Origin of the sequence: Janthinobacterium sp. SUN176 (assembly GCF_030587335.1) — a bacterium.
GTDB classification, from domain to species: domain Bacteria; phylum Pseudomonadota; class Gammaproteobacteria; order Burkholderiales; family Burkholderiaceae_D; genus Janthinobacterium; species Janthinobacterium kumbetense.
The window spans coordinates 1,726,027-1,752,420 of sequence record NZ_JAPWIA010000001.1; the positions used below are offsets into that span (position 1 = coordinate 1,726,027).

Annotated in this window: 29 protein-coding genes; 17 read left to right on the forward strand and 12 right to left on the reverse strand. The window is 64.6% G+C overall.

The window, feature by feature from the left end; translation table 11 throughout:
• Positions 1-87: 87 nt before the first annotated feature.
• Positions 88-774: a hypothetical protein gene (locus tag O3299_RS07800; protein WP_305052068.1), complete on the forward strand. Its 687-nt coding sequence runs from the start codon at positions 88-90 to the stop codon at positions 772-774.
• Between the two features lie 26 nt (positions 775-800).
• Positions 801-1,133: a hypothetical protein gene (locus O3299_RS07805; protein ID WP_305061980.1), complete on the forward strand. Its 333-nt coding sequence runs from the start codon at positions 801-803 to the stop codon at positions 1,131-1,133.
• On the opposite strand, the gene O3299_RS07810 is transcribed toward O3299_RS07805, so the two are convergent.
• Positions 1,130-1,558 carry an SMI1/KNR4 family protein gene (locus O3299_RS07810; protein ID WP_305052069.1) on the reverse strand — a complete coding sequence of 143 codons (429 nt, stop codon included), beginning with the start codon at positions 1,556-1,558 and terminating at the stop codon, positions 1,130-1,132. The genes O3299_RS07805 and O3299_RS07810 overlap by 4 nt on opposite strands.
• A gap of 162 nt (positions 1,559-1,720) precedes the next feature.
• Here O3299_RS07810 and O3299_RS07815 point away from each other — a divergent pair, with 162 nt between their 5' ends.
• Positions 1,721-2,362: a hypothetical protein gene (locus tag O3299_RS07815; RefSeq protein WP_289914667.1), complete on the forward strand. Its 642-nt coding sequence runs from the start codon at positions 1,721-1,723 to the stop codon at positions 2,360-2,362.
• 97 nt (positions 2,363-2,459) lie between these two features.
• Positions 2,460-3,323, forward strand: coding sequence for an alpha/beta hydrolase (locus tag O3299_RS07820; RefSeq protein ID WP_305061981.1), 864 nt, complete (start codon positions 2,460-2,462; stop codon positions 3,321-3,323).
• 21 nt (positions 3,324-3,344) lie between these two features.
• Here O3299_RS07820 and O3299_RS07825 read toward each other — a convergent pair whose 3' ends face one another.
• Positions 3,345-4,232, reverse strand: a complete 888-nt coding sequence (locus O3299_RS07825; protein WP_305061982.1) for a LysR substrate-binding domain-containing protein — start codon at positions 4,230-4,232, stop codon at positions 3,345-3,347.
• A 172-nt stretch (positions 4,233-4,404) separates the two neighbouring features.
• Between O3299_RS07825 and O3299_RS07830 the strand changes: the two genes are divergently transcribed.
• From O3299_RS07830 to O3299_RS07855, 6 genes are all read left to right on the forward strand, one after another.
• On the forward strand, positions 4,405-5,025 hold the full coding sequence (locus O3299_RS07830) for a LysE family translocator (protein ID WP_305061983.1): 621 nt from the start codon (positions 4,405-4,407) through the stop codon (positions 5,023-5,025).
• A 78-nt stretch (positions 5,026-5,103) separates the two neighbouring features.
• Positions 5,104-5,958, forward strand: coding sequence for an undecaprenyl-diphosphate phosphatase (locus O3299_RS07835; protein WP_099667861.1), 855 nt, complete (start codon positions 5,104-5,106; stop codon positions 5,956-5,958).
• A gap of 205 nt (positions 5,959-6,163) precedes the next feature.
• The gene (gene mntP / locus O3299_RS07840) at positions 6,164-6,733 is read left to right on the forward strand and encodes a manganese efflux pump MntP (protein WP_289897800.1); all 570 of its coding nucleotides are present in this window, start codon (positions 6,164-6,166) and stop codon (positions 6,731-6,733) included.
• Between the two features lie 101 nt (positions 6,734-6,834).
• Positions 6,835-7,041: a hypothetical protein gene (locus O3299_RS07845; protein ID WP_289897799.1), complete on the forward strand. Its 207-nt coding sequence runs from the start codon at positions 6,835-6,837 to the stop codon at positions 7,039-7,041.
• 237 nt (positions 7,042-7,278) lie between these two features.
• On the forward strand, positions 7,279-7,608 hold the full coding sequence (locus tag O3299_RS07850; RefSeq protein ID WP_289914654.1) for a hypothetical protein: 330 nt from the start codon (positions 7,279-7,281) through the stop codon (positions 7,606-7,608).
• Positions 7,609-7,680: 72 nt separating this feature from the next.
• Complete coding sequence (locus tag O3299_RS07855; protein WP_289914652.1) at positions 7,681-7,926, forward strand: hypothetical protein; 246 nt, start codon at positions 7,681-7,683, stop codon at positions 7,924-7,926.
• Positions 7,927-7,939: 13 nt separating this feature from the next.
• On the opposite strand, the gene O3299_RS07860 is transcribed toward O3299_RS07855, so the two are convergent.
• Positions 7,940-8,161, reverse strand: coding sequence for a hypothetical protein (locus O3299_RS07860; protein ID WP_305052075.1), 222 nt, complete (start codon positions 8,159-8,161; stop codon positions 7,940-7,942).
• Positions 8,162-8,305: 144 nt separating this feature from the next.
• Between O3299_RS07860 and O3299_RS07865 the strand changes: the two genes are divergently transcribed.
• Complete coding sequence (locus tag O3299_RS07865; RefSeq protein ID WP_305061984.1) at positions 8,306-9,019, forward strand: SOS response-associated peptidase; 714 nt, start codon at positions 8,306-8,308, stop codon at positions 9,017-9,019.
• Here O3299_RS07865 and O3299_RS07870 read toward each other — a convergent pair.
• The 8 genes from O3299_RS07870 to queE form a co-directional block, all read right to left on the reverse strand.
• Positions 9,016-10,158: a DUF418 domain-containing protein gene (locus O3299_RS07870; protein ID WP_305061985.1), complete on the reverse strand. Its 1,143-nt coding sequence runs from the start codon at positions 10,156-10,158 to the stop codon at positions 9,016-9,018. The two genes, O3299_RS07865 and O3299_RS07870, sit on opposite strands and share 4 nt — an antisense overlap.
• 50 nt (positions 10,159-10,208) lie before the next feature.
• Positions 10,209-11,126, reverse strand: a complete 918-nt coding sequence (gene ldcA, locus O3299_RS07875) for a muramoyltetrapeptide carboxypeptidase (protein WP_305059450.1) — start codon at positions 11,124-11,126, stop codon at positions 10,209-10,211.
• Positions 11,127-11,163: 37 nt separating this feature from the next.
• A complete protein-coding gene (locus O3299_RS07880; RefSeq protein WP_251348585.1) occupies positions 11,164-12,081 on the reverse strand; it encodes an alpha/beta fold hydrolase in 918 nt (305 codons plus the stop codon).
• 163 nt (positions 12,082-12,244) lie between these two features.
• The gene (locus O3299_RS07885; RefSeq protein WP_305061986.1) at positions 12,245-13,399 is read right to left on the reverse strand and encodes a hemin-degrading factor; all 1,155 of its coding nucleotides are present in this window, start codon (positions 13,397-13,399) and stop codon (positions 12,245-12,247) included.
• Between the two features lie 61 nt (positions 13,400-13,460).
• On the reverse strand, positions 13,461-15,824 hold the full coding sequence (locus O3299_RS07890) for a TonB-dependent hemoglobin/transferrin/lactoferrin family receptor (protein ID WP_305061987.1): 2,364 nt from the start codon (positions 15,822-15,824) through the stop codon (positions 13,461-13,463).
• A gap of 245 nt (positions 15,825-16,069) precedes the next feature.
• A complete protein-coding gene (gene tadA, locus O3299_RS07895; protein WP_289914641.1) occupies positions 16,070-16,579 on the reverse strand; it encodes a tRNA adenosine(34) deaminase TadA in 510 nt (169 codons plus the stop codon).
• Entirely contained in the window at positions 16,572-17,018 is a 447-nt protein-coding gene (queD, locus tag O3299_RS07900; RefSeq protein WP_035819191.1) for a 6-carboxytetrahydropterin synthase QueD, read from the reverse strand. Before queD ends, tadA begins: the two co-directional genes overlap by 8 nt.
• 10 nt (positions 17,019-17,028) lie before the next feature.
• Positions 17,029-17,664, reverse strand: a complete 636-nt coding sequence (gene queE / locus O3299_RS07905) for a 7-carboxy-7-deazaguanine synthase (RefSeq protein ID WP_034785949.1) — start codon at positions 17,662-17,664, stop codon at positions 17,029-17,031.
• 288 nt (positions 17,665-17,952) lie between these two features.
• Between queE and O3299_RS07910 the strand changes: the two genes are divergently transcribed.
• The 6 genes from O3299_RS07910 (at position 17,953) to O3299_RS07935 (ending at position 26,113) form a co-directional block, all read left to right on the forward strand.
• On the forward strand, positions 17,953-18,852 hold the full coding sequence (locus tag O3299_RS07910; protein WP_305061988.1) for a sensor histidine kinase: 900 nt from the start codon (positions 17,953-17,955) through the stop codon (positions 18,850-18,852).
• 101 nt (positions 18,853-18,953) lie between these two features.
• The gene (locus O3299_RS07915) at positions 18,954-19,940 is read left to right on the forward strand and encodes a diguanylate cyclase (protein ID WP_099667847.1); all 987 of its coding nucleotides are present in this window, start codon (positions 18,954-18,956) and stop codon (positions 19,938-19,940) included.
• A 70-nt stretch (positions 19,941-20,010) separates the two neighbouring features.
• Positions 20,011-20,298 carry a type II toxin-antitoxin system Phd/YefM family antitoxin gene (locus O3299_RS07920; protein ID WP_289904851.1) on the forward strand — a complete coding sequence of 96 codons (288 nt, stop codon included), beginning with the start codon at positions 20,011-20,013 and terminating at the stop codon, positions 20,296-20,298.
• 1 nt (position 20,299) lies between these two features.
• Positions 20,300-20,632, forward strand: a complete 333-nt coding sequence (locus O3299_RS07925; protein ID WP_305061989.1) for a type II toxin-antitoxin system RelE/ParE family toxin — start codon at positions 20,300-20,302, stop codon at positions 20,630-20,632.
• A gap of 88 nt (positions 20,633-20,720) precedes the next feature.
• Positions 20,721-23,585 carry a pitrilysin family protein gene (locus tag O3299_RS07930; protein ID WP_305061990.1) on the forward strand — a complete coding sequence of 955 codons (2,865 nt, stop codon included), beginning with the start codon at positions 20,721-20,723 and terminating at the stop codon, positions 23,583-23,585.
• Between the two features lie 170 nt (positions 23,586-23,755).
• The gene (locus tag O3299_RS07935; protein WP_305061991.1) at positions 23,756-26,113 is read left to right on the forward strand and encodes a M28 family metallopeptidase; all 2,358 of its coding nucleotides are present in this window, start codon (positions 23,756-23,758) and stop codon (positions 26,111-26,113) included.
• A 15-nt stretch (positions 26,114-26,128) separates the two neighbouring features.
• Here the strand turns inward: O3299_RS07935 and O3299_RS07940 are convergent, their stop codons facing one another.
• Positions 26,129-26,383: a hypothetical protein gene (locus tag O3299_RS07940; RefSeq protein ID WP_251348577.1), complete on the reverse strand. Its 255-nt coding sequence runs from the start codon at positions 26,381-26,383 to the stop codon at positions 26,129-26,131.
• Between the last annotated feature and the right edge of the window lie 11 nt (positions 26,384-26,394).

A 26,394-nucleotide genomic window follows, 5' to 3' on the forward strand; every position in this document is an offset into this window, starting at 1 on the left:
TTATGACTTTCACCATATATAATGCGCGGCGCCAGAGTTGCCTTAAGGCATCTTTTGGCGCCTGACATTGAATCGTGGAGAAAATACATGCATCAAACACAACAAACATCGCGCACCGTCCTGCTGGCAGCAAGCTTTGCCGCCGCCGTGGCGCTGGCCCAGCCCGCCATCGCCGCCGACGCCGCGGAACTGGCCCCGCTCGATGCGGCCAACCTGTACATCAAGACCATCATCAACCTGGATGAAGCCAGCGTCGCCAAGCTCAACGCCTACCTGCGCCCCACCCGCCTGGCCGGCCACCAGAGCGCCGAATACGCGTCGTACGGCGACATGAAGGAAGCGGACGCCAAGTTTCCAACGGAGACGGGCAAGCTGATCGCCGACCTGTTCCCCGCAACCATGCGCGCGGCCGTGACGCCGGCCGCCGAATTGCTGGCGGCAAACGTCATCGCCGCCAAGAAGGGCGCCGTGTGCCAGGCCACCAAGGCGGACCCGGTGACGGTGGAAAACGGCATCCAGACGGCCGCCGTCAGCTTCGAATGCCAGATCGTCAAGGTACCGCTGGCATGGGCGCCTGCCGCCCAGCAACTGGCGAAGAGCGGCTGCAAGGCCGAGCAATGCAAGGCCGGCCTGCAAAAGATCGCCGCGACCTACACGAGCTCGCCGAAACAGACCTGGCGCGCCGTGTTTGCCGTCAGCCGCGAAAAGAATTCGGAAGCCTGGCGCAACGATTTCGCGCGTGAAACCTTCGATGAAATCTGGGAATACCTGTAATCCTTCACTCATCCCTAAGGCTGCCGGTGGATAAACCCAAACTGACACCCGTCGCCCAGCCGGCAGGCCTGGCCCTGCTGCGCCTGCTCGATCCCGATCACGTGGACGGTGCGCTGAGCAAGCAGGTACTGGCGCAAGACCTGGCCAGCCTGCACGGCAAGCAATTGCTGGCGCTGCTGCGCTGGCTGCGTGCCGCGCAATCCAACCAGCAGGATTATGCAGGCGCCACCCCAGAGCAGGCCGAGCAGCAGTTCGGCGCCGCCATCGCCGCCGTCAAGGCGGTGCTGGCCACGCGCCCGCACATCCCCAACAAGCAGGAAGCGAAGGCCTTGCGCCAGGCGGCGGCCAAAAAGCGTTAATCGAGGCGCAAGCCGGCCGCCAGCAAGGCCATGCCCTCGCCGAACGCGGGGGCGATGACGCGTACCTCGGCCGGATCGAGGTCGCCGAAGTTGACGTACGCCAGGGCCGGCGCCGCGCCCGCGCGATAATCGAGCAGCAGGCATAGCGGCCCGCCATCGGAACCGATCCCCAGGCACTGGCCGCCCAGGTAGCGCTGCAGTTGATACGCGCCATTCAGCGCCACCAGCTCGCGCACGGGCCACAACGACAGCGATTGCCCATCGACATCCCCTGCGCCGCCATCGGACCAGCACAGGAAGTCGTGTAAATCCGGCGGCAACGGCAGGCCCATGGCCTGTTCGATGGCAGCCAGGGATGCCGGCGTGGCGCCAGGACTGGCGCGCCAGTACGGCGCGACGGCGGCGATGACTGGGGCAAGACGCATAGAGATGGGTTTCCTTTGAATGGGCGCGCGGCGGGCTACCTCAGCGCGCCATCATCGGCGAGCGGACGCCGGGCGTCAAGCGGCCATCCAGCCGTGCGCGCAAGCTCGTCGGCCCCCTCCTATAATCTGAGGCTCTATTGTTTCCGCTACAGAAAGTTCCCCATGTCCATACAATTTCCCCGCCATGTAATCGGTTGCGCCGTATTGGCCTTTTCCGGTTTGGCCGCCATGCAGGCCGCCCATGCCGAAGAGACGGGGCCCATCGATGCGCGTGCCGTCTGGCAGGAACGCTCGCTGTCGGCCTGCCGCACCGGGCAATCGCACTCCGCGCCCGACGTCTGCCTGCTGCGCACCATGAAGCGTACCGGTGCGCCCCCGCAAGCCATCGCCGCCGCCAGGATGCTGGTCGGGGCAAACATGCCAGGCTACATCTCTGCCTGGCGCCCGCTGGGCAAGGTGGCGCTGGCCACCGTCACCTATCCGTTTCGCGCCAACACGAATGAAAGCACCTTGCTGATCGGCAGCGATGGCGCGGCCATCGATGTCGACGAGCACTCCGTGCGCGAGGAAGACCGGGCCACGCCTGCCTGGCAAGCGTTTACCGCCGCCCACCCGGACGCCATGCCGTTCGCGCCCGCCGAGTTCGTCGGCAGCACGGCCACCGGCGATGGCGGCCAGAGCGTGCTGTTTTCCACGCCCCTGATCACCTGCCACGCCTGCGCCGACGATGGCGCCCTGCTGGTCGCCTACACGATCGACAAGGCCGGTATCGTGCGCGAGAGAAAACTATTGACGATCAAGTAAGGCTGCATCAAAGACAAGAAAGATGAGATAGAATTGCTTGATGGCATGTCTATACGAGTACATGCCATCGATCCAAACTTACTTATCACAGGAAACCATGCGCCGCTCTTGCCTTGCACTGCACCTCACCGCCGCCCTGCTGCTGTCCAGCCCCTTCCACCTCGCCACTGCCGCGTCCGCCGCTACCGCTTCCTCCAGCGCAGCCACGCCGCTCGTCATCGGCGAAAGTTTCAGCATCGATTCGCAGGCGCTGAAAGAAAAACGCCACATCAATGTGTACATGGCGCGCGCCTGGGATACGCCCCCCGACGCTCCGCTGCCCGTGCTGTACATGCCGGACGGCGGCGTGGCCGAAGACTTTTTGCACGTGGCCGGCTTGCTGCAAGTGTCCGTGGCGAATGGCACGATGCGCCCCTTCATGCTGGTCGGCATGCAAAACACGCAGCGCCGGCGCGACCTGACGGGCCCGACCGGGAATGCGGAAGACCGCAAGATCGCCCCCGTCGTGGGTGGCGCGGCCGCCTACCGGACCTTCATCCGCGATGAGCTGATGCCAGAAATCAAGCGCCGCTACCGCACGACGGGCGAGACGGCCATCGTCGGCGAATCGCTGGGGGGCCTGTTCGTGGTGGAAACCTATCTGCTGGAACCGCAACTGTTCGACCATTACGTGGCGTTCGACCCCAGCCTGTGGTGGAATCATGGCGCCCTGCCGCGCCAGGCGGCGGCCCTGCTGGCGAAAGGCACGCCGGGCAAGCACAGCCTGTACCTGGCGTCCAGCAGCGAAGCAGGCATCGCCGTGGAAGTGCAGCGCCTGGCCGACGTGCTGGAAAAACAGGCGCCGCGCGGCTTGCAATGGCATGTGGAAAAGATGCCGGAAGAAACCCACGGCACGATCTATCACCCGGCCGCCCTGAAAGCGTTTCGCAGCGTCTTCAAGCCGGCCACGCCGCCGCAATAAGCGGGACGGGGACGGGCGCGGCTACGGCGCCGGCAACGCCTGCCCCATCTGCTCGCGCAGCCAGTGCAGCAAGGTGGTGCGGCGCGCGTCGCCATCGAATGGCAGCGGCGACAACAGGAAATAGCTGCTGCCGTCGCGCCGGAAACCGAAGGGCGCGACCAGGCGCCCGCTGTCGAGGTCTTCGCGCGCCATGAAGACTGAGCCGATGGCCACGCCGAGGCCGGCGCAAGCCGCTTGCAGGCTCAGATAGAAGTGCTCGTAGGTCTGGCTGCCGCCCTGGCCGCCGCCGTCGGCATCCTTGCCGGCGTCGCGCCAGTGGGTCCAGGCGGCAGGGCGCGACGCCGTGTGCAGCAGGCGCTGCGCGGACAGGTCCAGCCGGCCTTGCCGCAGCAGGGCCGGCGCGCACACGGGCGCGATCCATTCATCGCACACCTTTTCCGCATGCAAGCCCGCATCCCACAGAAAATCGTTGCGGCGCAGCGCCACGTCCACCGCGTCGCGCTGGAACGCCACCGGCCCGCCCGAGGCGAACAGGTGCAGCGGCACCTCGGGATGGCGCTGGTAAAAGTCGCCGAGGCGCGGTATCAGCCATTTCATCGCGATCGTCGGCTCGCACGACACCACCAGCGGCCCCTGGCGCACCGGCTGGCGCACGGCTTCGAGGGCGGCGTCGAGCCGCTCGAATGCTTGCTGGACGGCATCGCGCAGCTGCGCGCCCGCCGGCAGGAGGAACACGCCGCGGTTGCGGCGTTCGAACAGGGGCGTGCCCAGCGACGTTTCCAGCAGGCGGATTTGCCGGCTGACCGCACCATGCGTGACGTGCAACTCCGCGGCCGCCTGGACGAAACTGCCCAGCCTGGCCGCAGCCTCGAAGAACCGCAAGGAGCCCAGCGCCGTCTGTCTAGTCATGATCTGTCACTTTTTCTCACACATATCCGCAAGATATCATCGTTTTTCATAGAAGGCTATTATAGGGATAATTTGTCTTCCGGCAGCCCGCATGCGCGCCGCGCCCTTGCCAAACAGGCGAGAAATTGTCACCGATGGCCGTGCGGGCGCCACCACTGCCCAAGGAAGACACATGATTGCATTGCTTGCCGTTGCCCTGATTACCCTGCTGGCCTCCATCGTTCCGGGCCCCGATTTCGCGATGGTCACGCGCAACAGCTATCTGCATGGCCGCCGTGCCGGCCTGCTGGCCGCGCTCGGCATCGCGCTGGGCGTGCAAGTGCACGTGTTCTATACGATGTTTGGCGTAGCGCTGCTCATCGCCGGTTCGCCTGGACTATTTACGGCGATCAAGCTGGCCGGCGCCCTCTACCTGGCCGTGATCGGCTGGAAAACCTGGGCCAACCGCGCCGGACTCGTCATCGACCTGCACGGCGGCAGCAGCGTGCCCCGGCGTCAAATCTTGCTCAACGGCTTACTGACCAATGCCCTGAACCCGAAAACGACCCTGTTTGTCATCAGTACCTACACCCAGGTGGTGCAGCCCGGCACGCCGTTGGCAGTCCAGTTCGGCTACGGGCTGTGCATGTCCGCCATCCACCTGGCCTGGTTCGCCCTGGTGGCCGTCTTTTTCTCGCAAGCGCGCTTCCGCATGCGCATGGTCAGCCACCAGCGGAGCATCGACCGGCTGATCGGCGCGGTCCTGGTGGCGCTGGGCGTCGCGCTCGCCTGCGCCAACATGGACAAACTGTAATCTGGCGCGGGACGTGCCCGCCGCATCCGGCGGGTAAAATCGGCGACCCCTATTCCCCCGCGCCGAGTACAGATACCCATGAGTTTTTTACAACTATTTATTCTTTCCATCGTCCAGGGCTTCGCCGAGCTGCTGCCCGTGTCCAGCTCCGCCCACGTCATCATGGCAGAAAAACTGATGGGCCTGGACCCGACGTCACCGGAGCTGACCATGCTGCTGGTGATGCTGCACACGGGCACCATGTTCGCCGTCATCGTGTATTTCTGGAAATCCTGGCGCGCCACGTATTTCAGCTCGGCCACTGCCTTCCGCAGCAATGCCTTGCTGCTCGTGGCCGCCACGGCCCTGACGGGCATCGTCGGCTTTGGCTTGCTGAAAGGCATTACACACGTCATGAGCAAGGATGCGCCGGGCTTTGAAATCGAGCACCTGTTCGGCAACGCAAAACTGATGGCCGCCGCCCTGGCCGCCGCAGGCGTGCTGATCATTGTATCCTCGCGCCTGCAGGCGCGCCAGCATGGCACCTTGTCCATCGGCAAGGCGATGGTGATCGGCGCCGTGCAGGGACTGTGCCTGCCCTTCCGGGGCTTTTCCCGCTCGGGCGCCACCATTTCCGCCGGCATCGCCATGGGCGTGCCGCAGCGCCGCGCGGAAGAATTCAGCTTCGCCCTGGCCGTCGTGCTGACGCCGGCCGTGCTGGTCAAGGAAGGCTGGCGCTTCTACCAGGCCGTGGCAAACGGCAGCCTCGATCATCTGGAGCACGGCAACAGCCTGCTGCACCTGCTCGGCCCCAGCCTGCTGGGCATGCTGCTGTCGTTCCTGGCCGGCTTGCTGGCCCTGCGCTGGCTGTCGCGCTGGCTGGAACAGGGGCGCTGGCATTTCTTTGGCGCATATTGCCTGCTGGCCTCCTTGGTGGTGCTGTACGTAGGGTAAAATCGCCGGGTTTGCGTTAAACGCCTATAAAACCTACTGCGCGTCGTGATTTACGGCCTGCGATGCTCACTGCCTCGGCGGCCCCGTACTCCGTACAGTTGCGCTTCTCGGGCCAACGGGGGCGCCGAGCCTCCCTTCCGCTCGCTACGGTTTTCTTCGGCGTTGCTGCTTTATTATCCCAGCCAGGTTTTACTGAAAGCCAACGATGAATTTCGCCGCCACCGCCGCCCTCTCGCTTGCCATGTCCACCGATGCCTTCGCGGCCGCCGTGGGCAAGGGCGCCGCCCTGCACAAGCCGCAATGGCGCGAAGCGCTGCGCACTGGGCTGATCTTTGGCGTCATCGAAGCCATCACGCCCATCATCGGCTGGGCCCTGGGCAGCGTGGCCGCGCCCTACGTGGAAGCGTGGGACCACTGGATCGCCTTCAGCCTGCTGGGCATCATCGGCTTGCTGATGATACGCAATGCCCTTTCCGATGCCGACGAAGAAGAAGCGCCGGCCCAGTCGCACTCGTTCTGGGTGCTGGCCGTGACGGGCCTGGCCACCAGCATCGACGCCATGGTGGTGGGTGCGGGCCTGGCTTTGCTGGGCGCCAACATCGTCGTGACGGCGGCCGCCATCGGCTTTTCCACCTTCGTCATGGTCACCCTGGGCGTGATGCTGGGCCGCGTGCTGGGCACGGTGGCGGGCCGGCGCGCCGAGCTGGTGGGCGGCCTGGTGCTGATCGTCATCGGCTGCGTGATCCTGTACGAGCATCTCGGCCATCCGGCCTGAGGCCGGGCAAGGCCTGCGCACGCCATGGCCGGCGGCGCAGGCGACGCGCCACTTTGTGCTACATTCAAGGCTCTGCATTCCTGTCTCGCAAGGTGACCATCATGGAAACTCTGGAGCTGCTTTTTGCCGCGCTGGTGCGCGAAACGGCCGAATCGATACGCGACCACCACGTCCCTTTTGCCATCAAACACGACGAGCGCGCCTATTTCGAGTGGATGGACGGGCACCCGATCAATGGCTACATCCAGGAAGCGTATCGGGAAATCGAAGAAACGGCCCAGCAGATCCGCGCCATCCGCGCTGGATGATGACGGCAGCCGCAAGCTACTGCGCGGGCGGCTTTGCGGCTGGCGATGCTCACCGTACCAATGTACGGTTGCGCTTCTCAGCCACACATCCGCTCCGCTCGCTACGCTTGCCGCTGCCGTCGCGACGTTCGTTGAATCGTGGCTTGAAATGGCGGTCTTGATTCAGATCAAACACTCTGCTGTTCGATACGCGTAAGCAGGTCTGGGCCACGACAATCAGGTCTGGAGGCGGGAGACATGGATCAGGAACAAAAACACCAGATCAGGGGTTATGAATTTCATGTGACGGGGGCGCTGGAGAAGGATGGGCGCTACCGGGGCATGATCTTGATCAGCAAACGCGGCGATACCTTGCAGGCGTATGCCAAGCCCGTGCTGATTGAAACGCCGAGCAGTTTCAAATCCGTGCATGCGGCCTTGATCGAGGCCTCGGCGTACGCCCAGGAACTCATCTATAACGGCGCCATCAAGGCGCTGCTGCCGGCCGAGGCGCCGCTCGCGGACACGCAGGCCGGTACACAGGCTGGTACGCAGGCGCCGCAACCGCCGGATTTCGTCGGCAACTGACGCCGGCAAGCCCGTCCGGCCCACCCGGGCGCGCGTATAATGACGCGCTTTCCCGGATGAAAACGCAAAACCATGGAATATGTGAACTTGCCGCTGGTCTTCCTCGTCGGCTGCGCCCTGATTGCCTTGTTGGCCAAGAAGAATGGTTATTCGTGGTACCTGTTTTTCTTCGCCATCGCCGTGCCCACGCCCCTGTTGCTGCTGGCCTTGCCCCATGTGGTGGGCGTGGAAGCCGCTTCTTTGACCTCCGTCCGGCTGGGTACCGCCCTGCTGTTCCCCGTGGCCGGCTTGCTGCTGGCCCTGCGGCGAAAACACTGACCCGCAAGCGGTCTCAGCGTGCCGGCGCGCCATCGGCCAGGCGCCAGCCGACGGACAGCGCCAGTTGCTGCGCCTCTTTTTCATTGCTGCAATCGTCGTAATCGCAGGTATCCGCATACGCGCCGCACGCCTGGTTCTGGCTGACATACGAGCCGACCCAGCGGCCATCGCGGCGCTGGCTGGCCGTGGCGCTGATGGTAAAACCCTTGTGGATGGTGGGATTTTCAAAAGGCATAATTCCTCCGATGCAAGAAGCGTCAGGGATCTGACTGGCTTCCACTGTGCGCCTTGCGGCCGCCCACGTCTGTACGTTTGACCACACTCACGAAAAGGGCGCGCGCCGCGCTCGCGCCGGCAGGCGATCGGGTATGATTTCCCCATGTGTGGACGATTCGATCAAAATGACACGGCGCGCGTGCTGGCGTCATCCTTCGGCTGGACCGACGCGGTGTTCGACAGCGAGGCGGAACCGCACCTGAACGTCTCGCCCGGCACCTACCGGCCCATCCTGCACATCCAGGATGGCGTGCACCGGGTCGACGATGTCTTCTGGGGCTACCGCCCCGCCTGGGCCGCCGCGGCCACGCCCGCTCCCGGCAAGAAAAAAATCCCCATCGCCATCAATGCCCGCCTGGAAAAGCTCGCCGGCGCCTACTGGAAACCCTTGCTGCGCGCGGGGCGCGGCATCGTCTGCGTTTCCGGCTGGTATGAATGGACGGGCGAGAAAGGCGGCAAGCAACCATGGCACATTCACCGCAAGGACCGCGCGCCCCTGTTCCTGCTGGCGCTGGCCCAGTTCGGTCCCTACAAGGTCAATCGGGAAGAAGCGGGCTTCGTGCTGGTGACGGCCGACAGTATGGGCGGCATGGTCGATATCCACGACCGCCGCCCCGTGGCCGTCAGCCGGGAAGACGCGCACCGTTGGCTGGACCCCGCCCTGACGCCCGAGCAGGCGCTGCACCTGGCGCGCACCTGCATGCTCGACGTGGACTTGTTCGAATGGCATGCCGTCGACAATCCGCTGGTACCGTCCGCCAGGGCCAAGCCGCCACCGGCCGCGGCGCAAAGTGCCTTCGACTGGGGTACGGATTAAGGCAGGCGCGCCAGGCGGCGCCACAGCGCTTCCATGGGACCTTGCCTGAAATGGCGCAGCCAGTAGCGGCTCAGCAGCACCTGCCCCGCCATCATCACGACCGCCAGGCCCAGCATCTCGGCGGGACGCAGTGTTGCGCCCCAGCCCAGGCCCGGCCCCTGCAGCAGCCAGGTGCCGATCAGCGATTGCAGCAGGTAATTGCTCAGCGCCATGCGTCCCACGGGCGCCAGCCATGCACCGAGCCAGCGCAACATGAAGGGGCCGGCCAGCATCAGCGCGGCCACATAGCCGGCCGCCAGCACGGGGCCGCCGGCGAACAGGCCCACTTCGAACAGGGCCGTGTCAAACACGGTTTGATACGGATCGGCCACCTGCCACGCGACGGCCCCCGCCGCCAGCAGGTTGAACGGCAAGCCCGCGCCCAGTCCCACGGCACGCACCCGGCGCCACAGGTGCTGGTGGCGCTGCGGCTGCGTCAGCCAGCCGAAACGCACGGACAAGATGCCCAGCAAGAACAGCACGATGATATGCGGCAGCATGACGGCCGAGTACAGCAAGGAGACGAGGAAATCGTTGGCGCGCAGCCTGGCGACAGCCCATGCGCCGCCCTGCGTGTAGACCGCGTAGCGCTCCGCAAAGGCTTGCAGGTCGCGCGCGATGTCCGGCGCGCCGCCCTGCTGGCCCACAGGAATCAACAGGCACATGAATAATAGAAAACCGGCCGCCACCAGCCAGGCGCGGTTGCGCACGCGGCTGAGCCTGGCGGACAGCAGGGGCAGGACCAGCATGCCGGCGACGGCATACGAGGTCAGCACGTCGCCGCTCCAGATGCAGAAGCCGTGCAGCAGGCCGAACACGAGCAGCCAGCGCAAACGGCGCCGGTAAGCCGCTTGCGCCGCCTCCCAGCTACCCAGCTGTCGCCGCAGGGAACGTGTCTGCAGGGCAAAACCGGCGCCGAACAGAAAAGCGAAGATGGGGTAAAACTTGAATTGCGCCAACGCCGCCACGCCAAAAATGACGAGCTGGTCGAGCACGGGAGGCTGCGCCGGCAAGGTGCCGTAGCGCAAGGACAGGCTGCCCCAGGCGAACGACCATATATTCACCAGCAAGATGCCAAACACGGCGATGCCGCGCAGCACATCGAGCTGCAGCAGGCGTCCGGGCTTGGCGCCCGCGGAGTGCAGGACGTTCAGGGGCGCGCCAGGGTCGGGTAATCGCCCACCTGCAGGCTGAAGCCGGACGCATCCGATTGCAGCCGCGCCTGGCCGCCGAACGGCAAGGTGACGCGGCGGCGGATGTGGCCGAATTCCAGTCCCGTCAACACGGGCACGGGCAGGCGCTCGCGCACGTAGGCCAGCATGGCATCGACATCGTAGCCCTTGTCCATCGGGCTCAGTTTATAGCCGGAAAAGTCACCGAGCACAACCGCTTGCTGGCGCTGGATCACGCCCGCGTGCAGCAGTTGCAGCAGCATGCGCTCGACCCGGTACGGGTGTTCGTTGACGTCTTCCAGGAACAGGATGCCGCCATCGATCTGGGGGAAATACGGCGTGCCCAGCAAGTGAACCAGCATGGCCAGGTTGCCGCCCCACAGTTGCCCGCTCAGCTCTACCTGCGGATTGCCCGCCGCCGCGCCCGTGACCGTGTGCGTGGGACCGGCCAGGCACGACCACAGTTGATCCAGCGTAAATTGCTCGGGCTCGTCGCGGATAAAATCGTCACAGATCATGGGGCCGGCAAAGCTGGCGCGCCCCGTTTTTGCCAGCAAGCCCATGTGGAAGGCCGTAAAATCGCTGTAGCCGACAAACAGCTTGCCGCTGTCGGCCATGCGGTCGAAATCGATGTCGGGCAGGATGCGGCTGATGCCGTAGCTGCCGCGCAAGGCGATCACCACTTGCACGGCCGGGTCGGCGGCGGCCGCGTTCAACTGCGCCAGGCGGCCCGCATCCGTGCCGCCGAAGCGCTGGAATGTGTGGTCGGGGTCGTAGTAATTGTGGACGGTGGCGCCTTGCGCCTGCAAGCGGGCGATGCCGCGCGCCAAAGCCGCCTCGTCGGGCGCACAACCGCCCGGCGCGACGATGGCAATGCCAATCTCAGGTGTCTTCAAAATATGCCTGGCTAGTCAAGTGGTGGGCGCGCCTGGCTCAAGCTGGCTGGGAGCGCATCTGGGGCGCCATCTTACCTTGCAGATGCACATCGATCAAGGCGAGCAGGCGCTCGATCAGCTGGGGCGGCATGTCGTGCCCCATGCCTTCGATCACTTCCAGCCGGGCTCCGGGGATCAGCGCCGCCGTATCGATGCCGCAGGCGACGGGGATCAAGGGGTCGGCCGCGCCATGGATCACGAGCGCCGGGCAACTGATGCTCGGCAGCAAGGCCGTACGCTCGCCCGAGGCGGCGATCGCCACCATTTGCCGCGCCACGCCTTCGGGGCAACTGCCCCGCTGCAGCGCCGCTTCGATGCGCTGGTACAGCAGTTTTTCCGACACGGGATAGGCGGGACTGCCGATCACGCGCACGGTGGCGGCCATGTGCGCCATCAGTTCGGCGCGGCTGGCGTTGCGTTTCGGGCGTTGCAGCAGCGCATTGCGCGCGGCCCGCGTGGGGCCGGGCAAGCCGCGCCGGCCGCTGCTCGACATGATGGACGTCAGGCTGAGCACCTGCAGCGGCGCGCGCGCCGCCATCACTTGCGCGATCATGCCGCCCATCGATACGCCGATCACGTGCGCCTGGGCAATCCGCAGGGATGCCAGCAAGCCCAGCGCGTCGTCCGCCATGTCATCGAGGGTGTAGGAAGTCTTGAGGGGCCAGCCCAGCAGGTTTTTCACGTAGGCCAGCGGCAGATACGGCTTGCCCGCCAGCGCCATCTTGCTCGACAGGCCGCTGTCGCGGTTGTCGAAACGCACCACCCGGTAACCTTGCTCGACGATGCCTTCGACGAAGTCCGCCGGCCAGGCAATCAGTTGCATGCCCAGGCCCATGACCAGCAGCACGCACGGGTCATCGGGGTTGCCGTGGCTCTCATAAGCTATGTTGAGGCCGTTCGCCATGATGGTTGCCATGATTGCCTCTCTTCAGGAACCAGCACGCAGGCACGATCGCTGCGGCCTTGCAATCAGCATACCACTATTGTGCTTCAGACATGAGACCGGCACGCGGTACACAAGCTGAAGTGTTGCCGCGCCGGTACGGCGCGCGGCAACCGTGCAGAATCATCGCTACTGCTTACTTGGCCTTAGGCAAGGAATCGGCCAGGTCCACCCAGCTTTGCGGCTGCGGTTTGCCGCGCTCGCGCACGCCGAAGAAGGAGACCACTTGCGTGCCGTCGTTGTCGAAGAACTCGACGGAAGTGACGCCGCCGCGCTTGACGATCCAGCCGCTGCGCAGGGCCGTGTCGCGGATGTGCAGGTTGAAGTCCGGGTCCAGCACGTTGAAGAAGCCGCCGGCGGCCATGGTTTTCCCGATCTTGCCGCTGTAGATCTGCGTCAAGCCTTCATTGCCCAGGAACACCATGATGGCGACCTTGTCCTTGGCCGCGTTTTCCAGCAGGGTGCGCAGCGCCGCTGGCGTCACGCGCTCGACCACGCCGGCCGGCGCCAGGCGCAGGGCCTGTTCGCGCGACAGGTGGAATTCGCGCATGATTTGCGCAAACTGGTGCACGTCCGTCATGTCTTTCCAGGCCAGCTGGAATTCCTTGACGTCGATCTCGGCATCCGGCTTTTCCGCCGCTTTCGGCGCCACGGCCAGCACGTTCAGCTCCGCGCTTTGCTGGGGCATGCGGAAGGTCGCCACCAATTTATCGTAGACGGCCACGCCCGGCTCGTTGCGCAGGTAGATCTTGTGCACGGCCGTGCCGTTGGCGTCAAAGAATTGCAGGCTGCGCGTCGGCTTGCCATCGCGGCCTGCTTGTTCTACCGCAAATGCGTATTTCCAGTTTTCAAAGTGGAAACGCAGGTCGATCTGGCCGCCCAGGTAACCGCCCGCGATATTGCGCTGGCGCGCTTCCGTTTCCGGGTCCTTGGCGTCGGCCTGCTCGGACTTGTCGCCCGCCTGCTTGAATTTGCTGGCGACGCCCGTCGTTTCGATGACGCCGTTTTCATTGCGCGTGATCGCTTGCACGATGCCCAGGTCCAGCGCGGCGCGCATGATTTCGCGCGGCTGGTTGCCGTCGGCCTGCAGGCGCGTGACGCCCTTGCCGATGTTGGTTGCCAGCAATTGCGCTTCGGATACACCCAGCGCGCGCGCCGCGTCGCGGATCTGCAGCTTCGGCTGCTCCGTGCGCAAGGTGGACCAGCGTTCCGCCAAAGTGGCTGGGGCCGCGTATGCGTTTGCGATCAGCAGGCTGCCTAGCAGGGATAGAACGAGTTTGGATAACTTCATAGAGAGACCATTCAATCAAACATGGAAAAAAAGAGGGGCAAGCACCCCTCCCCGGTAAAAATCAATAGTTGACGCTGAGGCTGGCGGCGACGTTGCGGCCCGGCTTGGCGTAGCGCTCGATCTCCAGGCGGCTGGCAGCCGTGGTGCCGGCGGCCAGGCTGCGCGCGGCGGCGTAATCCCAGTACTTGCGATCCGTCAAGTTGTACACGCCGACGATGATCTTGGCGTTCTTGTGCACGTTCCAGTAGGTCGACAGGTCGAAGATGGTGTACGACGGCACCTTGAAGAGCGGCGCGGTCCCGCCCATCAGCAAATCGTTCGGCGCCTGTTTCTCGCCGGCATGCAGCGCCGTCAGTTCCAGGCCGAACAACTTGTTCGTATGGTCATAGCCGAAGGTCAGCGCCGTCTTGGCCGGCGCCACCGAGGCCAGGCCACCGCTCTCGCCCGTCAGGGTATTGAAGGAGCGGCCCTTGGCCACGCCCGTGGCCAGGTCGACGCGGTAGCCCTGCATGGCCGGCAACCAGGTTCCCAGCTCCGCGCGCAGGCTCAGCTCGGCGCCCCAGGTGCGCGCATTGCCGATGTTTTCCGGACGGAACAGGCCCAGGGTGAGGGTCGGGTAATTCACCGGATCCAGCTCTTGCGCCACGTACTCGATCATGTTCTTGTACTCCGTCTGGTAGACGGACGCCTGCATGCTCAAGCCCCTGGTCACGTCGCCTTTCAGCCCCAGTTCATACGCCTTGCTGGTTTCCTTGCCCAGATTCGGATTGCCCAGCACGGCATAGCCATTCCCCGTGCCCGTATAGCTGATGGAATCATAGGTGCCCGTGCGTTCGATCGCCGTCGGCAGGCGCGTGCCGCGCGTGAACGTGGCGTAGGCTTGCATTTGCGGCAGCACTTCCACGGACAGGCTCAGGCTCGGCGTGAAGTAGGAATCGCTCTCCTTGCGCACTTCCTTGGCCGCATTCGGCACGCCGATCAGGTAGTTCTGCAGGTTTTTCGGCTCCAGCTTGCGGTAGTCGGCACGCAGGCCCGGCGTCAGCACGGCTTTCTTGCCGCCCAGGTCGAAACTGAGGTCGTCGCGCACGTACAGGGCCAGCTTGGTGACATCCATGTCGGCCATGCGGTTCTTGCGCGTGATCTGGTGCTCGCCCGTGGCGATGAGGGTGCGGTCTTCCATCCAGGGCCGGCGCGATTTGACCTGTTCCAGCTGCACGCCGTACAGCAGCGCGTTGTCGGCGTTGAGCTGCTTGAACGCTTCCGAGGTCAGGCCGATGCTGTCATTCTTGAAGCTGGTGTCGATGGCGCGCTGGAAGTTGCCGCGGTAGACATAGCGGCCTTTGCTCTTGTCCTCGATCTTCGCATTCTGCAGGTAGACTTTCGAGGTCAGGCGGTCGAACAGGGCGAAATCCTTCAGCACCACCTCGTGGCCCAGGCTGACGCGGGTGCGCTTGGTGGTGGAATCCTGCTGCACGCCGTCCGGGTACATGGCGCTGACTTTATTGTTGAGGTCGCGCTTGTTCTTGCGTTCGAACATGTCGACCGTCAAGTCCAGCTTTTGTTCGCCCGGCAAGGCCCACACCAGCTTCGACAGCAAGGCGTTCGAATGCCAGTCATCCGGGTTGACGGTGGCGCTGCCGCGGCTGTCCAGCTGCTCGCCATCGCGGTGCACGTACACGGCCAGGCCTTGCAGATTGGCGCCGATCTTGGCGGCGCCCGTCAGGGTGTGCGCATTGCTGCGGTCCACCGTGGCGCGGCCGTATTTATACGCCACGTAATGGTCCACCCCTTCGCCCAGGTAATCTTCGGGCGACTTGGTGATGAAGGCCACGCCGCCGCCCAGGCCGGGATTGGCGCCGCTGACGGCCGTCGTGCCCGAATCGATGCGCACTTCGCGGAAAGTTTCTGGATCAAAATAATCGCGGCCCATGCCGAAGGCGTTCATGTTAGTGCTGTCCGGCTTGGGTGCCGCGTCGGGCAGGGAAATGCCGTCGAGTTCCAGGCTGACCCGGTTGCCTTCCAGGCCGCGGATGTTGTAACCGGTATTGCCCGCGCCATCCCACATGCCGCCGCCGCCCGAGGCCGCCATTGACGTGCTGATCAGCGGCTGATAGCGCACGACGCCGGCCATGTCCGTCACGTTGCGGCGCTCCAGGTCGTCGCTGCGGATCACCGTCTTGGTGCCCGCGCGGCGCTCGTAATCCTGTTTGGCGTTCACGACGATTTCCGGGAAGACAGGCAGCTTGGCCGGTTCCTGCACGGCCGTGCCTGCATTGATGGCGGCGTTTTGCGCGGCCACGGGCAGCAGCGGCGCGGCGAACAGGCCCAGCAAAGCGGCGCGCAGCACCAGGTTATGGCGGCGGACAGGCAGGTGAGCTGGGGATACGACGGGTGCAGCGAGGCGCTGCGTAGGCACAGTAGTCATGATGATCCGGTGGAAGAGTAAAGGCTGGCTCTTGAACCCGGATCGATAACGAAAGTGTTAACGATACATAAGGAAAGTTTGCTGGCGAAAACAATACTGTAACACGAATCATTCTCATTTGAGAATGACAAAGTGGTCTAGACAGATGTTATTTCGCAACAGTTATGAAAAATGCCAGCCGGGGTAGCTGGCATGGCTGACGCGCGGGACAAGGCCATGGCGACCATGCCCTGACTGGGCCAGAATCAGGTCGGAGGATGGGCCAGCTTGCGCGCTTCCGCCTGCGCGCGGCGGCGCTCGGCAAAGAAACGCTTGAGGAAAGCGCCGCACTCGTCGGCCAGCACGCCGCCAGCGATGGCCGTCTGGTGGTTCAGCGCCGGCTGCTCGAACAGGTTCAGCACGGAACCGCAGGCGCCCGTCTTCGGGTCGCCCGCGCCGTACACGACGCGCGCCAGGCGCGCATGCAGCATGGCGCCCGAGCACATCACGCACGGCTCCAGGGTCACGTACAGCTCGCAGCCGGGCAAGCGGTAGTTGCCCAGTTTTTCGGCGGCCGCGCGCAAGGCCATGACTTCCGCATGCGCCGTGGGGTCGTGGCGGCCGATGGGCTGGTTGTAGCCGACGGCGATGACTACCCCATCCTTGACGACGACGGCGCCGACGGGCACTTCGCCCAGGTCCCATGCGTGCTGGGCCTGTTCCAGGGCCAGCTGCATGTAGCGCGCGTCCTGCGCGCTAGCGTGCGTTTCAGTCATCGGTCACTTCTGCCCAGCAATTCGGCGTTTCATGCAACACCAGCTTATGCAGGTGCAAGCCCGTGCCGAAATGGTCGGTAAATGCGGCTTTCAGGATCTCGAAGGCGATGCGCGCCAGGTTTTCCACGGTCGGGATGCGGTCGATGACGACGGTTTTATGGTCGGGCAGGCTGGCCAGGAAGTCGCGCACGGCCGTATCTTTTTCGTAGACGAGGAAGGCGTGGTCCCACACATCGACCAGGTGCTGCTTGGCCAGGGTTTTCACGTCGGAAAAGTCCATGATCATGCCATTGTCGGAATTGCCTTCCGCTTCGATGACCTTGCCGACCAGGGTGATTTCCACCGTGTAGCGGTGGCCGTGCAGGTTGCGGCACTGGCTTTTGTGGTCGGGAATGCGGTGGCCCGCGTCGAATTCGAGCTTGCGTGTGATAGTCAGCATATTATTTGTTTTAAGGGATTTGCAGGAGTTTATGGGTTTGCAGGCTCAGCTTCCACTTCGGGTTGCTTTTGCATGTTTCGATGGCCAGCTTCATGTTGTGCGCGGCCAGGGGGCCGTCCATCGCCTGCACGAAGAAGTTCTCGAAGTCCAGTTGTTCGTAGGCGGCCAGGTCTTGCTGGAACTGGGGGATGACCACCTTGATTTCATTGCCTTTGTGCACCACCAGGGTGGAACCCATCTTCGGGCTGACGCAGATCCAGTCCACGCCGGCCGGCACGGGCAAGGTGCCATTGGTTTCGATGGCGATGGTAAAGCCGACCGCGTGCATGGCGTCGATCAGGGCCGTGTCCAGTTGCAGCAGCGGTTCGCCGCCCGTAAACACCACGTATTTGCTGGGCGCGTAGCTGGCGGGCCACAGGCTGTCGATCAGCGCGGCCAATTCCTGCGGCGTCTTGAACTTGCCGCCCAGTTCGCCGTCCGTGCCGACGAAATCCGTATCGCAGAACTGGCACACGGCCGTGGCGCGGTCGCTTTCGCGGCCCGTCCACAGGTTGCAGCCGGAAAAGCGGCAAAACACGGCCGGACGGCCCGCGTGCGCACCTTCGCCCTGCAGGGTATAAAAAATCTCTTTGATGCTATAAGTCACTGTATTTCCTAAGAGCTGGCTGGCGTCATCGCGCAGGGCGAACGCATCGGGGCTGGCGCGTGGCGCCGTTACCGCAAAAGCCGATTGACAACCCTCTATTATATGCCGCCGCGACACTTCCCGTGCAAATGCCGTGCCCGCCGCCTGCCGCTGCGGCATCCGGGGCCGGAAATCGACATGGGCAGGCATAACTGCGCGGCTTTTGCGTTTAGACAATGTAAATGATCCCAAGTTAATATATTTTCTGTAAGAACATTGCCTGATGGAAAACATTAAGGGAGCATGGACATGCCGCAACGCTGGCTACGCCCGCCGTACCGCCTGAGTATTCTGGCTTGCCTGGCGGCGGCCGCACTCGCGGCCCTGCACGCCAGCCATGCCGCCGGGTCGATGCAGCCGGCCGGCACGCCCTTCCCCTTGATGCTGGCCTGCGCCGTCCTGCTCGGCGCGCTGGCGTTGCTGCTGTGGCGCCAGCACCGCCTGGCGCTGCGCCTGCAGGCACTGGAGCAGTTGCGCGCGGAGGCGGAACAGGCGCGCCTGGCCGGCGAACAACACAAGGCGCGCGCGCAGGAACGCCTGCGCATCGGGCGCGACATCCACGACGACCTGGGCCAGCATCTGCTGACCCTGAAAATCGACCTGGCCATGCTGCAGACAAGCACGCACGACGCCGCCCCCTTGCTGGCGCGCCAACTGGACATGATGGCGCGCAATATCGACCTCAGCATCGCGGCGCTGCGCTGCGTCATCCACGACCTGCGCCCGCCCGCCCTCGACGCGGGCCTGCAAGCGGCGTGCGACGGCTTGCTGGCCGATTTCAAGCGCACCACGGGCATCGCTTGCAGCTGCGACTACCGGCTCGACGCCGCCGCCGGCAGCGCGCACGGCCCCCTGCTGTATCACGTGCTGCAGGAAGCGCTGGCGAACATCGCCCGCCATGCGCGCGCCACGCATGTCCAGCTGAGCCTGCAGCAAGCGGGAGCCACCCTGGCATGCCGCATCAGCGATGACGGCGTCGGGCTGTCGGGCTTGCCGCCGCGCCTCGGTTGCGGCCTGTCTGGCATGCATGAGCGCGTAGCCGCCGCCGGCGGCAGCCTGCACATCGAAAGCCGCAGCGGCGCCGGCACCACCTTGCGCCTGTCCCTGCCGCTGGCCGCCTGCGAGGAGGCGCCCCTGCTGCACGACTGATCGTGGCGCCATAAATATTGCTCAATATCAACACCTTCCGCCCCGCTGCGCTGCATCATGGCCAACGAGCCAGCCCCATTCACCCCAAGAAGGATGCTTACATGCCGGATAGCCATGCTCATGCCAGCGCATCGCCCTGCGATGAAGCCCAGGGTTTCGCCGTCAAGATGATGGAATTGCTGGTGGTGCCCACCTTTGTCCTCGACGTGCATGGCCAGGTCATGATCTGGAACCGCGCCTGCGAGCAGCTGACGGGCGTGCCGGCGGCCGAAGTGCTGCGCACGCGCGAGCCGGGCCGCTGCTTCTACAACGACGAGCGCCCCACCCTGGCCGACCTGCTGCTGGCCGGGCGCGGCGGCGACATGCGCGCGCTGCACGCCCAGCAGCAATACCGCAGCAGCACGGGCGGCAATCTGTGCGCGGAAAACTGGTGCGACATGCCGCGCACGGGACGGCGGCGCTACCTGGCCGTCGATGCCAGTCCCATCTATGGCAATCACGACGAGCTGATCGCCGTGGTCGAAACCCTGCGCGACATGACGGATGAAAAACGCGCGCACGTGGAACTGGAACGCCTGGCCACGCGCGACGGCCTGACGGGCCTGGCAAACCGGCGCTGCTTCGACGACACCATCCTGGCCGAGTGGCAACGTGCCCAGCGGCAGGGCCAGCCCCTGTCGCTGCTGATGGTCGACGTCGACAATTTCAAGGAATACAACGACAGCCACGGCCACCAGGGCGGCGACCTGTGCCTGCGCAAGGTGGCCGGCGCCGTGGCCAGCGAAATGCGCACGAACGACCTGGTGGCCCGCTATGGCGGCGAAGAATTTGCCGTCATCCTGCCAAACCAGTCGCTCAAGGGCGCGGCCATCGTGGCCGAACGCATCCGCCAGCGCGTGGAACGGCTGCAACTGCCGCGCAAGCGTCCCGACGGCGCCTGCGTCACCGTCAGCATCGGCGCCGCCACGGCCCTGCCCGGCCCCGGCACGGAACTGGGACAGCTGATCCACACGGCCGACTGCGCCCTGTACCGCGCCAAGCACCTGGGCCGTAACCGCATCAGCCTGCCGGAAACGACGCTCACGTAGGCAACAGGGAAGCACGACCAAATTTGGTGTATATTTAGTCCTATCACAGTTTTTCGCATTCGGAGCCGCCATGGACCTCAAGGAACGCATCAAGCCGATTTCCTATCTCAAGGCCAATACGACGGACATCGTCAACAGCTTCGACGCGGGCCAGGACGAGCCCATCATCATCACGCAAAATGGCGAAGCGAAGATGGTCGTGCTGTCCATGCACGCGTATCAGGAAGGCAAGCGGCAAGCGCGGCAGATGCAGGAGCAGCATGCATTCATGAAACTGATCGCCATGGGCAACCAGGACATCGCGCGCGGCGACGTGGTGTCCGAAGAAGACTTCCTGGCCAGCCTCGATCAGGACTGACATGGCGCGCATCGTCGTGCTGAAAAGCGCGCAAGCCGATTTCAATGAACTGCGCAGCGACTTCAAGGCGCGCCACACGGCGGCAGCGTACGCGCAGTTCATCGCAGCTTTCCGGCAATTATTTGCCGATCTCAAGACCTTCCCCGACAGCGGTACGCCCGTCGAAGCCGCCCACGAAGTCGGCATGGATGTGCGGCAACGCCTGTGCGAAGAGATCCGCGTCATCTACCACCATGACCGCGCGCACGACACCGTGTACATCCGCATGTTCCTGCCCACCAAACGCGACTTCCTCGCCCACTTGACGGCGCGCATCCTGCGGCCCGACTGTTAGCCCCTATGCAGGGCGGCACGAATATTCTATGCTGCGGCGTTGCACTTTCATAACATCCAAAAAAGAAGGAGCCCCCGTGTCAAGAATCATGCCCGCTTTATTACCCGCTTTCGCCCTGGCCCTGTCGGCCATGGCCTCGTCGAACCTGGGCGCCGCGCCCGTCAAACCGGCCGCCGCCCACAGCGCCGCGGCCAGCAAGGCCGATCTGCTGCCGTTCAAGGCAACGGAAAAGACCTTGCCCAACGGCTTGAAAATCATCATCGTGCCGACCGGCTTCCCCAACCTGGTCTCGCTGCAGATTCCCGTGCAGACGGGTTCGCGCAATGAAGTCGAGCCGGGCAAGTCCGGCTTCGCCCACTTCTTCGAACACATGATGTTCCGCGGCACCAAGGCGTATCCGCCCGAGAAATACCAGGAAGTCATCACCCGCGCCGGCGCGCGCCAGAACGCGTATACGAGCGACGACTTGACCAATTACCACACGACGTTTGCCAAGCAAGACCTGGAAACCGTGCTGAAGGTGGAAGCGGACCGCTTCCAGCACCTCGACTATGCGGAAGACGCGTTCAAGACGGAATCGCGTGCCGTGCTGGGCGAATACAACAAGAACAGCGCCAATCCCGTGTCGAAACTGTTCGAAGTGATGCGCGACAGCGCCTACACGACGCATACCTACAAGCACACGACGATGGGTTTTATCCAGGACATCGAAGACATGCCGAACCAGTACGCGTATTCGAAGCTCTTCTTCGACCGCTGGTACCGTCCCGAGCGCACCACCATCATCATCGCCGGCGACGTGGAACCGCAGCAAGCGATCGCGCTGGTGAAAAAATACTGGAGCAACTGGCAGCGCGGCAAGCAGCAGGCGGCCGTGCCCGTGGAACCAAAGCCGCGCGGCCCCGTCTACAAGCATGTGGCCTGGCCCACTCCGACCCTGCCGTGGGTGGCCGTGGGCTTCCACGCGCCCGCATTTTCCGTGAAGGACAAGGACCAGGCGGCGCTGGCGACCCTGCTGTCGCTGTCGTTCGGCCGCACCTCGCCCCTGTATAAACGCCTGGTGCAAAACGAGCAAAAGGTCGACCAGTTGTTCGACATGACGCCGGACCGGGTCGACCCGACCCTGGCCGTGCTGGGCGCGCGCGTGAAAAACATCGACGACGCCGTCTATGTGCGCGACGCCATCCTGGCCACCGTGGCGCAGCTGCGCGACACGCCCGTCAGCGAGAAAGACCTGGCGGACGCCAAGTCGGCGGAAAAATACGGCTTGATCCGCTCGCTCGACAACACGGAACAGATCGCCGGCACCCTGGCGTCCTTCGTGCATTTCGACCGTTCCTACGCCACCATCAACCAGTACTACCGCCTGATCGATACGCTCACGCCGGCCGACCTGCAGGCGGCCGCGCGCAAATACCTGACGGACGAGGGTCTGGTGGTGACGACCCTGTCGCACCAGCCGATGGCCGCCGCCATCGCCGCCACGCCGACATTGGCCAGCCTGCTGCCGGCCGCCCCGACCGCGAAGTTCGACGTGCTGGTGCAAAAGTCGGCGCTGCCGCAAATCCGCTACAAACTGCTGTTTACGGCAGGTTCCGCGCAAGACCCGCAAGGCAAGGAAGGCCTGGCCGCGCTGACGGCGTCCATGGTGGCGTCCGGTGGTTCGTCCGAGCGCAAGATCGACGAAGTCAACCAGGCCCTGTTCCCGCTGGCCGGCAGTTTCAGCCAGCAGACGGACAAGGAAATGACGACGTTTACGGGTTCCATCCACCGGGATAACTGGACCCAGTTCAACGCCATCGCCCTGCCGCTGCTGCTCTCGCCCGGTTTCCGCGAAGACGACTTCCGCCGCCTGAAGGATGCGCAAAAGAACGCGCTGCTGCTGGACCTGAAGGACAATAACGAAGAGGAATTCGCCAAGGAACGCCTGCAAACGAATGTGTATGCGGGCACGCCGTACGGCCACCCCGTGCTGGGCACGGTCGCCGGCATCGACGCCATCACCCTGGACGACGTGAAACAGTTCTGGAAGAGCGCGTATGCGCAAGGCGCCGTCAAGGTCGGCATTTCCGGCGAGGTGTCGGATGCCATGACGTCCTCGCTGACGCAGGCGCTGGCAAGCTTGCCGGCCGGCCCGGGCTTGCCCGCCACCGTGAAACCCGCGGGCCGCAAGGCGCAGGGTCTGGAAGTGGAAATCATCGAGAAAAACACGCGCGCCACGGCCATTTCCTTCGGCTTGCCGCTGGACGTGACGCGCACGCACCCGGACTTCCCCGCCCTGTGGCTGGCGAAGACGTGGCTGGGCGAGCACCGCGCCTCGAATTCCTACCTGTACCAGCGCATCCGTGAAATCCGCGGCATGAACTATGGCGATTACGCGTACATCGAAGCCTTCCCGCGCGGCATGTACCAGTTCTTCCCGAACCCGAACCTGGGCCGCAAGGCGCAGCTGTTCGAAATCTGGATCCGCCCCGTGGCACCGGACAACGCCCATTTCGCCCTGCGCGTGGCCCTGACGGAACTGGGCAAGCTGGTCGACAACGGCTTGACGCAGGACGATTTCGCCACCACGCGCGACTACCTGATGAAGAACGTCTTCGTCATGACGTCGACGCAGGACCAGCAACTCGGTTATGCGCTCGATTCGCAATGGTATGGCACGCCGGAATTTACCAAGCTGATGCGTGATGGCTTGTCGAAACTGACGCTGGCCGACGTCAACCGCGCCATCCAGCAGCACCTGTCGGCGAAGAACCTGTCCGTGGTCATCGTCGCCAAGGATGCGGCAGGCTTGAAGGATAAGCTCGTCAGCGACGCGTTTTCGCCCATCAAGTACGACGGCAACAAGCCGCAGGCCCTGCTCGATGAAGACAAGGTCATCGGCGCGATGAAGCTGGACATCAAGCCAGCCGCCGTCACCGTCACGCCGGCGGCGCAGGCCTTCGCCAAGTAAGTTTGTGCCAGATCAACCTCGTCCGATGCAGCTTGCCGGATGGGGTTGGTCTGGCATTCGGCGCGGCCAAACCCGCCTTCATTCCGCAAATCCCGGCCTTGGTCGGAAAGTAGCATCTTGGCAATCTGGTTATCCCCATACTGTTTTTCGACTCTTCCCGAGTGAAAACCATGACAAGGACAACCATGCACCTGTTCCATCCCCACCTTTACGCCACCTGCTTCCTCGCCGCTGCCGCGCTGCCGGGCGCCCTGTACGCGCAAGCGCCGGCCCTCGCCGGACAGTGGCAATTCCAGACGGCGACGGGCACAACCACGACGAATGGCGTCGAGGTCGACCTGATCGACACGGGCATCCTCGACATCAGCGAAGAGCAAGGCGGCTTGCGCGCGACGATCGCGTGGCTCGACGAAGGGGGCCAGCTCACGCCGCCCCGCACGGTCGACGGCACGGCCGGCCCCGCCGGCGCCGTCTTCCGGCATGGCGGCAAGCGCGTCAGCATGGGGCGCAACGGCAAGGAGATCAGCACCGACGTGACGATACGCTGGACCCTGCAAGCCAAGGGCAACGTGCTGAGCGGCGAGCGCCTGGTCGAAACCGATGAGAACGAACCCAAGCCCGTGACCGGCACGCGGCTCAAGGAACGCTATGTGGCGCCCGCCCTGCCGGCCGCAGCGCTGGCGACGGCGGCAAGCGGCGCCGCGCGCGGCCCTTCCACGCCGGCCGAGCGCGCGCGCGTGGTGCAGATGGCGAACGAGGCGCAGCGCGCTCCCCTGGCCGTGCAACAGCGCGACGGCGCCTGGCTGGGCGCATGGATAGAAGCGATTCCCGACTTCACCTTACCGGCCAGCGCGCTGGAAAGCTGGCTCTCCATCGCCAGCCGGCCGGCCATCCGCGAGGCAACGGTCTTTCAATACCTGGCCAGCGCGATGGCCTTCCAGATCGAACACCCGGAGCAGGCTGGGCAGCAGAGCGCCAGCGACCTGGCGGCCATGCAGGGCGTGCTGCGCGCCTACGAAACCCTGTTGCGCCAGGATAAGCTGAACCGTTCCGCGAAGCTGGATGCGGCGCTGGCGGCGCGCCGGCAAGACAGGCTGCCCGCCTTCCTCGCCACACTGTCCGGCAGAAATGCCGGCATCGACGCCGCCACGTCGCCATCCAGCGACGCCACGGCGCGCCGGATCGTGGCGCTGGGTACCGGCGAGCCGCGCGCGATGGACTGGCTCGACATCCTCAGCAACCGCTTCGGCGGCCGCATGGCCGGCAGCGACGCCTACACGCATGCGGCGCAATGGGCGCGCATGCAGCTGCGGCAATGGGGCGTGCAAGCGGAGCTGGAAGAAGCGGGCCAGATGCCCGTCGGCTTCAACCGCGGCCCGTGGTCGGGCAAGATGCTGGCGCCCGAGAAACAGCCGCTGCGCCTGGCGACGCCCGCCTATTCGGCCGGCACGCGCGGCGTGCAGCAGGGCCTGGCCATGATGGGACCGGCCACCCTGGAAGAGGCGCAGGCGCGCGCCGCGCAATTCAAGGGCAAATGGGTGCTGATCGGCGGTGAAAACGGGGGCGGCGGGCGCGATGGCAGCACCATCCACCAGCCCAGGGCCATCACCCGCGTGCTGATGCAGGCGGGCGCCCTCGGCACCATCCAGTCCGGCGAAGAACCGCTGTATGCCGCCAGCGCCGCGCCCGCCGCGTGGGCAGCCCTGCCGACCTTGCCCGACATCAAGCTGGCCGCGCCACAGTACGCCGACATCCGCCAGCGCCTGGCGCGCGGCGAAGCCGTCACCCTGGAGTTTGACGTCCGCAACTGGTTCTATCCGGGCCCGGTGACGTATCACAACGTCGTCGCCCGCATTCCGGGCACGCAAAAGCCGGAGGAAATCGTGCTGATCGGCGCCCACCTCGACAGCTATGACGGCGGCACGGGCGCGGCCGACAATGGCGGCGGCGTGGCCACGATGCTGGAAGCGATGCGCCTCTTGGCGCTCTCCGGGGCGAAACCGCGCCGCACCATCATGCTGGTGGCATTCGGCGCGGAGGAAATCGGCCGCAAGGGATCGTTCGCGTTCGCCGAGCGGCATGCGGGGCAATTGGAGCATATCGTGATGATGCTCAACCGCGACGGGCGGCCCGGCGCCATCGACGGCATCGCCATTCCCTCGGCCTGGAAGAGCGTGTTTGGTCGGGTCGAGCTGGCCCTGCAAGACATCCATCCCGTGTTCGGCTTCGCCGCCAGCATCAATGACGTGCCGCGCGACGCCAGCAAGGCGATGAGCGCGCGGGCAGGCAGCGATGACGCCGTCTTCAGCCTGCATGGCGTGCCGACGCCGAAATTTACCGTGCTCGGCGACTTCGACTATGCGCGCGTGCATCACACGGTGCTCGACACCTACGACAACGTGCAGCCTTTCAGCGCGGCGCAGCAATACTCGGCCATCGCCATCGCCTTGACCGCGTATGAAGTGGCGAACGCGCCGGAAGAGATCAACAGGAAAGGCTACTATCGCGCCGCCAAGGCGGCGCCGTAGACCTCCCCGCCAGCGTCACTCGAAGGGATTGGCCACCGACGTCACTTCGGGCGGCGGCAGCTGGTCGGGCAATTCCTGCTTTTCCAGTTGCGCCACCACGTCGCCCAGCAGTTTTTGCAACTGTTTCGCCAGCGCCAGGCCCGGCTTGTCCAGGGTCAGGTCGATGTCGCCGCTGATACTGATGCGGTCGATCCTGTTTTCGATGCTCAGGCTGCCGATCTCCAGCACATCGCTTTCATTGGCGTACGGGACGAATTTCTTTGCGCACATGGGATTTCCTC

Bases quoted from the DNA above. Each gene is read 5' to 3' on its own strand.
- O3299_RS07865 (WP_305061984.1), top strand. From the start codon at position 8,306: ATGTGTGGACGATTCGATCAAAATGACACGGCGCGCGTGCTGGCGTCA.
- O3299_RS07815 (WP_289914667.1), top strand. From the start codon at position 1,721: ATGTCCATACAATTTCCCCGCCATGTAATCGGTTGCGCCGTATTGGCC.
- O3299_RS07830 (WP_305061983.1), top strand. From the start codon at position 4,405: ATGATTGCATTGCTTGCCGTTGCCCTGATTACCCTGCTGGCCTCCATC.
- O3299_RS07800 (WP_305052068.1), top strand. From the start codon at position 88: ATGCATCAAACACAACAAACATCGCGCACCGTCCTGCTGGCAGCAAGC.
- tadA (WP_289914641.1), bottom strand. From the start codon at position 16,579: ATGACTGAAACGCACGCTAGCGCGCAGGACGCGCGCTACATGCAGCTG.
- O3299_RS07850 (WP_289914654.1), top strand. From the start codon at position 7,279: ATGGATCAGGAACAAAAACACCAGATCAGGGGTTATGAATTTCATGTG.
- O3299_RS07910 (WP_305061988.1), top strand. From the start codon at position 17,953: ATGCCGCAACGCTGGCTACGCCCGCCGTACCGCCTGAGTATTCTGGCT.
- O3299_RS07935 (WP_305061991.1), top strand. From the start codon at position 23,756: ATGACAAGGACAACCATGCACCTGTTCCATCCCCACCTTTACGCCACC.
- O3299_RS07845 (WP_289897799.1), top strand. From the start codon at position 6,835: ATGGAAACTCTGGAGCTGCTTTTTGCCGCGCTGGTGCGCGAAACGGCC.
- mntP (WP_289897800.1), top strand. From the start codon at position 6,164: ATGAATTTCGCCGCCACCGCCGCCCTCTCGCTTGCCATGTCCACCGAT.
- O3299_RS07855 (WP_289914652.1), top strand. From the start codon at position 7,681: ATGGAATATGTGAACTTGCCGCTGGTCTTCCTCGTCGGCTGCGCCCTG.
- O3299_RS07890 (WP_305061987.1), bottom strand. From the start codon at position 15,824: ATGACTACTGTGCCTACGCAGCGCCTCGCTGCACCCGTCGTATCCCCA.
- O3299_RS07885 (WP_305061986.1), bottom strand. From the start codon at position 13,399: ATGAAGTTATCCAAACTCGTTCTATCCCTGCTAGGCAGCCTGCTGATC.
- O3299_RS07930 (WP_305061990.1), top strand. From the start codon at position 20,721: ATGCCCGCTTTATTACCCGCTTTCGCCCTGGCCCTGTCGGCCATGGCC.
- O3299_RS07880 (WP_251348585.1), bottom strand. From the start codon at position 12,081: ATGGCAACCATCATGGCGAACGGCCTCAACATAGCTTATGAGAGCCAC.
- O3299_RS07835 (WP_099667861.1), top strand. From the start codon at position 5,104: ATGAGTTTTTTACAACTATTTATTCTTTCCATCGTCCAGGGCTTCGCC.
- O3299_RS07920 (WP_289904851.1), top strand. From the start codon at position 20,011: ATGGACCTCAAGGAACGCATCAAGCCGATTTCCTATCTCAAGGCCAAT.
- O3299_RS07825 (WP_305061982.1), bottom strand. From the start codon at position 4,232: ATGACTAGACAGACGGCGCTGGGCTCCTTGCGGTTCTTCGAGGCTGCG.
- O3299_RS07820 (WP_305061981.1), top strand. From the start codon at position 2,460: ATGCGCCGCTCTTGCCTTGCACTGCACCTCACCGCCGCCCTGCTGCTG.
- O3299_RS07860 (WP_305052075.1), bottom strand. From the start codon at position 8,161: ATGCCTTTTGAAAATCCCACCATCCACAAGGGTTTTACCATCAGCGCC.
- O3299_RS07940 (WP_251348577.1), bottom strand. From the start codon at position 26,383: ATGTGCGCAAAGAAATTCGTCCCGTACGCCAATGAAAGCGATGTGCTG.
- O3299_RS07915 (WP_099667847.1), top strand. From the start codon at position 18,954: ATGCCGGATAGCCATGCTCATGCCAGCGCATCGCCCTGCGATGAAGCC.
- O3299_RS07925 (WP_305061989.1), top strand. From the start codon at position 20,300: ATGGCGCGCATCGTCGTGCTGAAAAGCGCGCAAGCCGATTTCAATGAA.
- O3299_RS07810 (WP_305052069.1), bottom strand. From the start codon at position 1,558: ATGCGTCTTGCCCCAGTCATCGCCGCCGTCGCGCCGTACTGGCGCGCC.
- queD (WP_035819191.1), bottom strand. From the start codon at position 17,018: ATGCTGACTATCACACGCAAGCTCGAATTCGACGCGGGCCACCGCATT.